The organism is Streptomyces sp. SID5785 (genome assembly GCF_009870065.1).
GTDB lineage: Bacteria > Actinomycetota > Actinomycetes > Streptomycetales > Streptomycetaceae > Streptomyces.
In genome coordinates this window covers 1-5717 of record NZ_WWIA01000006.1, presented here as the reverse complement: position 1 = coordinate 5717, position 5717 = coordinate 1, and the positions used below count along the sequence as shown (strand labels likewise).

The following is a 5717-nucleotide window of genomic DNA, read 5'->3' as shown; positions in this document are numbered from 1 at the left end:
TGGGTCCCAGTAGCCGGAGTGGATCGACGGCAGGCCCAGGTAGGTGGGGATCTCCGAGAAGGTCACCGCGCGCACGCCGCGGGCCGCGTTGCGCCGGATCTCGGCGACGGCGAGGTCGACGTCCCACAGCGGGATGATGCACAGCGGGATGAGCCGGCCGCCGCTGTCGCCGCACCACTCGTCGACCATCCAGTCGTTGTAGGCGCGCACGCAGGCGAGGGCGACCTCCTTGTCGTGGGCCTCGGCGAAGGTCTGGCCGCAGAAGCGCGGAAAGGTCGGGAAGCACAGGCTGGCCTCGACGTGGTTGAGGTCCATGTCCGCGAGCCGCGCCTTGGGGTCCCAGCAGCCGCGCCGCATCTCGGCCCGGGTGATGCCCTCCAGCGTCATGTCGTCGCGGTCGAAGCCGACGGCGGCGATGTTGCGCTTGTACGGGAACTTGAGGTCCTCGTAGATCCACCAGTCGGTGGGCGGCCCCTCCGGGTCCATCGTGATCTGGTACTTCCCTGCGACGTAGGCGAGCTCGCCGATACCGGCGGTGAGCGGCTTCGGGCCGCGGTCGCGGTACTTCGCCGGCAGCCAGGTCTCGAAGAGGTGGGGCGGCTCGATCACATGGTCGTCGACGCTGACGATGCGCGGCAGTTCCGTCATTGAAAACCCCTCAGATCCACTGAATCCGCCGGATCCACTGGCTCGTATCTGATGACCCGTCAGATATCAGGCTAGCTCCGCGCCTCTGGACCGACAAGGAGTGCGGGCTTACGCTCTGCCGATATCTGACTGCCCGTCAGACAACGCCCGGCCGTCGGCACGCCGGGCCCGGCCGCTCTCGTAGGGGGTCACAGCCATGACGGACACCGCACACACCCTGGGCACCGCCGCCACCCTGTGGGAGCTCGTCGAGCGCCGCGCGGCGCTCACCCCCGACCGGCCCGTCCTGCTCCAGGGCGACCGCACCCTCACGTTCGGACAGCTCAGGGACCGCGCCGAGCGGGTCGCGGCCGGCCTGTACGCACAGGGCGTGCGCCCCGGCAGCGTCGTCGCCTGGCAACTGCCCACCCGCATCGAGACGGCGCTGCTCTCCTTCGCGCTGGCCCGCCTCGGCGCCGTCCAGAGCCCCGTCATCCCCTTCTACCGGGACCGCGAGGTCGGCTTCGCGCTGCGCGCGTCAGGGGCCGACTTCTTCGCGACCCCCGGCGTGTGGCGCGGCTTCGACCACACCGCCATGGCCCGCCGGCTCGGCGCCCGCGGCGTCTTCGAGGCCTACGAGGACCTGCCCGAGGGCGACCCCGCGGCCCTGCCGGCGCCGCCCTCCGACGGCACCGCGGTCCGCTGGATCTACTGGACCTCCGGCACGACCTCCGACCCCAAGGGCGTCCTGCACACCGACCGCTCCCTCATCGCCGGCGGCTCCTGCCTCGCCCACGCCCTGCACCTCAGCGACGCCGACGTCGGCTCGATGGCCTTCCCTTACGCGCACATAGCGGGCCCCGACTACACCGTGATGCTGCTCCTGTACGGGTTCCCGGCCGTCATGTTCGAGCAGTTCGCGCTGCCCGGAGCCCTCGGCGAGTACCGGCGCCACGGCGTCACCGTGGCGGGCGGCTCGACCGCCTTCTACTCCATGTTCCTGACCGAGCAGCGCAAGGCCCCCGACGAGAAGCTCATCCCGACCCTGCGGCTGCTCGCGGGCGGCGGCGCCCCCAAGCCGCCCGAGGTCTACCACAGCGTGGTCCGCGAGATGGACGTCCAGCTCACCCACGGATACGGCATGACCGAGGTGCCGATGATCACGATGGGGGCGCCCGACGACACGGCCGAGAACCTCGCGACGACCGAGGGGCGCCCGCCCGCGGGCATGTCCGTCCGGATCGTCGACGACGACGGCAAGGAGGTCCCCGCAGGCGTCGACGGCGCGGTCCGGCTGCGCGGCGAGGCCGTCTGCCGGGGCTATCTCGACCCCGCCCAGACCGCGGGGGCCTTCGACCCGGACGGCTACCTGATCACCGGCGACCTCGGCCACGTCCTGCCGACCGGCCACCTCGTGCTCACCGGCCGCGCCAAGGACATCATCATCCGCAAGGGCGAGAACATCTCCGCGAAGGAGATCGAGGACCTCCTCCACGCCCACCCCGCGGTGCAGGACGCGGCCGTCGTCGGCCTGCCCGACGCCGAACGCGGCGAACGCGTCTGCGCCGTCCTCGAACTGCGCGACGGCGCGACCGCCCCCACCCTCGCCGAACTGACCGGCTACCTGCGGGACGCGGGCCTGTCCCCCTTCAAGCTCCCCGAACAACTGGAGATCCTGCCCGCCCTGCCCCGCAACGACGCCCTGCGCAAGGTCCTCAAGTACAAGCTGCGGGAGCGGTTCAGCCGGTGAGCGCGGCGCCCCCGCCTACTCCGGCACCGTGAAGTACCGCGCGAAGCCGCCGACCACCTCGTCCTCGGTGATGCGGCCGTCGCCGTCCGCGTCCAGCACGGCGACCGCCGCGGACGCCACCTGGGCGTCGACTCCCAGCACCTTCAGGACCCGCTCCGCGTCCCCGGTCACGACGTCCGCCGCCCCGCCGGCCACCGCGATCGCCCCGCGCAGGAACGGCCGGGCGATCTCGGCGAACCGCTCCGGGTTGTCCCGCAGCCGCTTCACGGCCCCGGTGACGAACTCCTCGCGGGTCACCCGCTGGTCCCCGTCCACGTCCGCGATCCCGGCCATCCCCTGCCAGAACGCCTCCGCCCCGGCGAAGAGCGCCTGCCCGCGCTCCGAACGGGCCGGCACGCCGAACTCGGCGAGCAGCGCCTTCGCCGCGACGTAGAAGTCCTCGCGGTCGATGTAACCGTTCCCGTCCTGGTCGAAGCCGGCGAACCGGCTCGCGATCCTCCGCTCGTCCATGCTCATGGGCCGCCTCTCGCATCGGTGGATCCGTGGGGTGTTCCGCCTCGGAGCGTACGTGCACGACGCGCCGCAGACCGCCGAAGTGTGGCGGTTGTGTCAAGACCGGCCGCATTCCGGGACAACACCGTGGCGAGTTCACGCCGACAGCGGCTGCGCCCCGTCGTCCGTGGCCGCGGCCACGTCCGGATAGCACTCGAACAGACGGCGGACGCCGAGGGCGCCCAGGACCCGGTTCACGTGCGAGCCGTCGACCGCGCCCTGCGCGGGCAGGATCAGCCGCAGCCGCCCCTGGCAGGACCGGATCAGCCGGCGGGCGGCGATCAGCACGCCCACCCCGCTGGAGTCACAGAACAACACGTCGGAGAGGTCGAGGACCAGGCTGCGCCGGCCGTCGGCCACCGCATCGTGGACACGCTGGCGCAACGCCGGGGACGTCACCAGGTCCATCTCGCCGGACACCGACACGACGGCCCAGTCGCCTCGCACTCCCTCGTTCACCTTGAGCGTCACGCGCCACGCCTCTCCTGCTCTACGTTCTTCCTGCGCGGCTGCCCTGCCCTCCGACCGCCGAAACACCCGCGGGCCGTACCACCGACACCCCCGCAGTCTCCCCCACACCCCACCGGGTTCCCCGCGGGACGGTCACAAACGGCGCCGCGGACTCCCCCTTCTTCGCAGGCCCCGGTTCTTTATCACCGCCTGCCCGGCATCGGCGCACAATGCGGTAAAGGCGCGTGCCACGCAGGTGTGCCGGTCTACCTTTGGGTAGCAGGCAGGCAGTGAAGGCAGGCGCCGGTCCACGACCGGTACGAGGCACGGCACGACGGGCAGTCGGTGAGGGGGCCCCATGCCCAAGGACACTCCGTCCCGCTGGGACCGGAGGATGCAGCAGCGGCTCGCGCACGGCGAGGCCGCTGCGCTCGGCGAGCTCTACGACCGCTTCGCGTCCCTGGTGCACGGCCTGGCCCACCGCGTCCTGGACGACGAGGACGCCGCCGACCAGATCACCCGTGACGTCTTCACCCGCATCTGGGAGAACCCGGAGGCGTACGACCCGCGCCAGGGCCCGCTGCGCTCCTTCGTGGCCACGCTCGCGCACCGCCAGGCCGTCCAGCGACTGCGCCAGACCGAGTCCGCGGCCCTCGTGCGCAGCGGCCTCGGCACCACCGAGGACCTGGAGCGCAAGGTCCGCCGCGCCTCCGCCGCCGCCCGCGCCGACTACATCGTGACCTCGATGCCCGCCCCGCTGCGGGCCGCGCTGGAGCTCGCGTACTTCCAGCGGCGCGACTACCGCCAGACCGCCGCCGACCTGGGCGTCACCGAGGACGAGGCGCGCCGTCGGCTCCGCCTCGGACTCCAGCTGCTGTCCACGGCGCACGACAGCGGTATCCCGCCCGGCGGCTACGGGAGGCCCGCGTGACCGGCGCGAGCGGCCCGGACCGCTTCGACCCGCACGACCGGTACGAGGACGGTCCCGACGGGCCCGACGGCCGCTCCGGCGCGGCCGGGGGCGCGCCGCGGATACCGACGCCGCGTGCCTCCGTCGAGGACACCGGGCGCCGGCTGCCCGAGCTGCGTCCGCAGCCGCTCGTCCTCGACCACCAGGTCCTCAAGTCGCTGCTCGGCGCGTGGGCGCTGGCCGCCTGCTCCCCCGAGGAGAGCGCGGCCGTCGAGGACCACCTCGGCGAGTGCGGCACCTGTGCGGAGGAGGCACTGCGGCTGCGGGACGCGGTCGGCCTGCTGCACACCGACGACTCCCTCGACCTGGACCCGATGCTGCGCTCCCGCGTCCTGGAGGGCTGCCTGGCCCGGCGCCCCGCCCGTATCCCGGTGCCGTCCTGGGCGACGCCGTACGACGCGGAGACCGCGCGGCTGGACGCCCTCCTGAAGGACTTCGGCGACGGGGAGTGGCACGCCCCGGTGCGGCTGCGCTGGTTCGAGGGCGGCGAGCAGCTCAGCCGCAGGACCACCGTCGCGGGCGTCATCGCCCACCTGATCAGTGTCGACGGCCTGGTCGCCCGCGCCCTCGGGCTCGACGACCCGCTCGGCTCCGCGGTAGCCGGTGACGCCGGTCCCGCGGCCCGCACCGAAGCGCTCTGGCGGGCCTCGCACTTCCCGCCGACGCGCGCGGTGCGGGCACCGTGGCGGGAGCAGTCGCACGCGCTGATCCGCACCGTGTCGTTCGCCGGCTCGGACGGCGACGACGGCGGTGGTTCCGGCCGGCTCCCCGTGTCGTACGGGGACTTCGGCCTGCCGCTGCGGGACGCGATGGCGGACCGCGCCTTCGAGTGCTGGGTGCACGCGGGGGACATCGCCGACGCGGTCGACTACCCGTACGAGGCGCCGGCGCCGCGGCATCTGCACCGCATGATCGATCTGGCGGCCCGGCTGCTGCCCGGGGCGGTCGCCTCGTCGCGGCCCGGCGGGGCCGACCGCGGGGCCGCGGAGCGGTTGCTGCGGCTCGAGGTCGAGGGGGCCGGCGGCGGCGAGTGGATGATCCCGCTCGGGCCGGACGGCAAGGGGGCCGCGGACGGGGCCGACGAGGTCGCGCACATCGCGCTCGACGGGGTCGAGTTCTGCCGGCTCGCGTCCGGGCGGGTGCCTCCGGCGGATGCGGCGGCGGGGTCGGTCGGGGACCGGGCCGCGATCATGGACGTGCTGTCGGCGACGGCGACGCTGAGCCGGATGTAGCGCGGGCGGGTGCGGGTGCGTGGGGCTTCTCGCGCAGTTCCCCGCGCCCCTGAAATGCAGGCGCTACGCGCCGCATTTCCCCGATGAAGGCTGGGCGGCGCAGCCGTCCGCCTTCAGGGGCGCGGGGAACTGCGCG

6 protein-coding genes are annotated in these 5717 nt (G+C 73.5%); 3 read left to right on the top strand and 3 right to left on the bottom strand.

What is annotated here, in order from left to right:
• The coding region (locus GTW43_RS00290) for an amidohydrolase family protein (protein WP_161299499.1) at positions 1-648 on the bottom strand (648 nt) is incomplete at its 3' end.
• A gap of 196 nt (positions 649-844) precedes the next feature.
• On the opposite strand from GTW43_RS00290, the gene GTW43_RS00285 reads away from it, so the two are divergent.
• Entirely contained in the window at positions 845-2377 is a 1533-nt protein-coding gene (locus GTW43_RS00285; protein ID WP_161299498.1) for an AMP-binding protein, read from the top strand.
• Between the two features lie 15 nt (positions 2378-2392).
• On the opposite strand, the gene GTW43_RS00280 is transcribed toward GTW43_RS00285, so the two are convergent.
• Together GTW43_RS00280 and GTW43_RS00275 are read right to left on the bottom strand one after the other, a co-directional pair.
• On the bottom strand, positions 2393-2887 hold the full coding sequence (locus GTW43_RS00280; protein WP_161299500.1) for an EF-hand domain-containing protein: 495 nt from the start codon (positions 2885-2887) through the stop codon (positions 2393-2395).
• A gap of 138 nt (positions 2888-3025) precedes the next feature.
• Complete coding sequence (locus tag GTW43_RS00275; RefSeq protein WP_161299497.1) at positions 3026-3400, bottom strand: STAS domain-containing protein; 375 nt, start codon at positions 3398-3400, stop codon at positions 3026-3028.
• Between the two features lie 337 nt (positions 3401-3737).
• On the opposite strand from GTW43_RS00275, the gene GTW43_RS00270 reads away from it, so the two are divergent.
• Positions 3738-4310, top strand: coding sequence for a sigma-70 family RNA polymerase sigma factor (locus GTW43_RS00270; RefSeq protein ID WP_161299496.1), 573 nt, complete (start codon positions 3738-3740; stop codon positions 4308-4310).
• A complete protein-coding gene (locus tag GTW43_RS00265) occupies positions 4307-5581 on the top strand; it encodes a zf-HC2 domain-containing protein (RefSeq protein ID WP_161299495.1) in 1275 nt (424 codons plus the stop codon). The genes GTW43_RS00270 and GTW43_RS00265 overlap by 4 nt, the downstream gene beginning before the upstream one ends.
• Positions 5582-5717 lie beyond the last annotated feature (136 nt).

Excerpts from the sequence above, each read along its gene's own strand:
- GTW43_RS00285 (WP_161299498.1), top strand. The coding sequence starts at position 845 with ATGACGGACACCGCACACACCCTGGGCACCGCCGCCACCCTGTGGGAG.
- GTW43_RS00270 (WP_161299496.1), top strand. The coding sequence starts at position 3,738 with ATGCCCAAGGACACTCCGTCCCGCTGGGACCGGAGGATGCAGCAGCGG.
- GTW43_RS00280 (WP_161299500.1), bottom strand. The coding sequence starts at position 2,887 with ATGGACGAGCGGAGGATCGCGAGCCGGTTCGCCGGCTTCGACCAGGAC.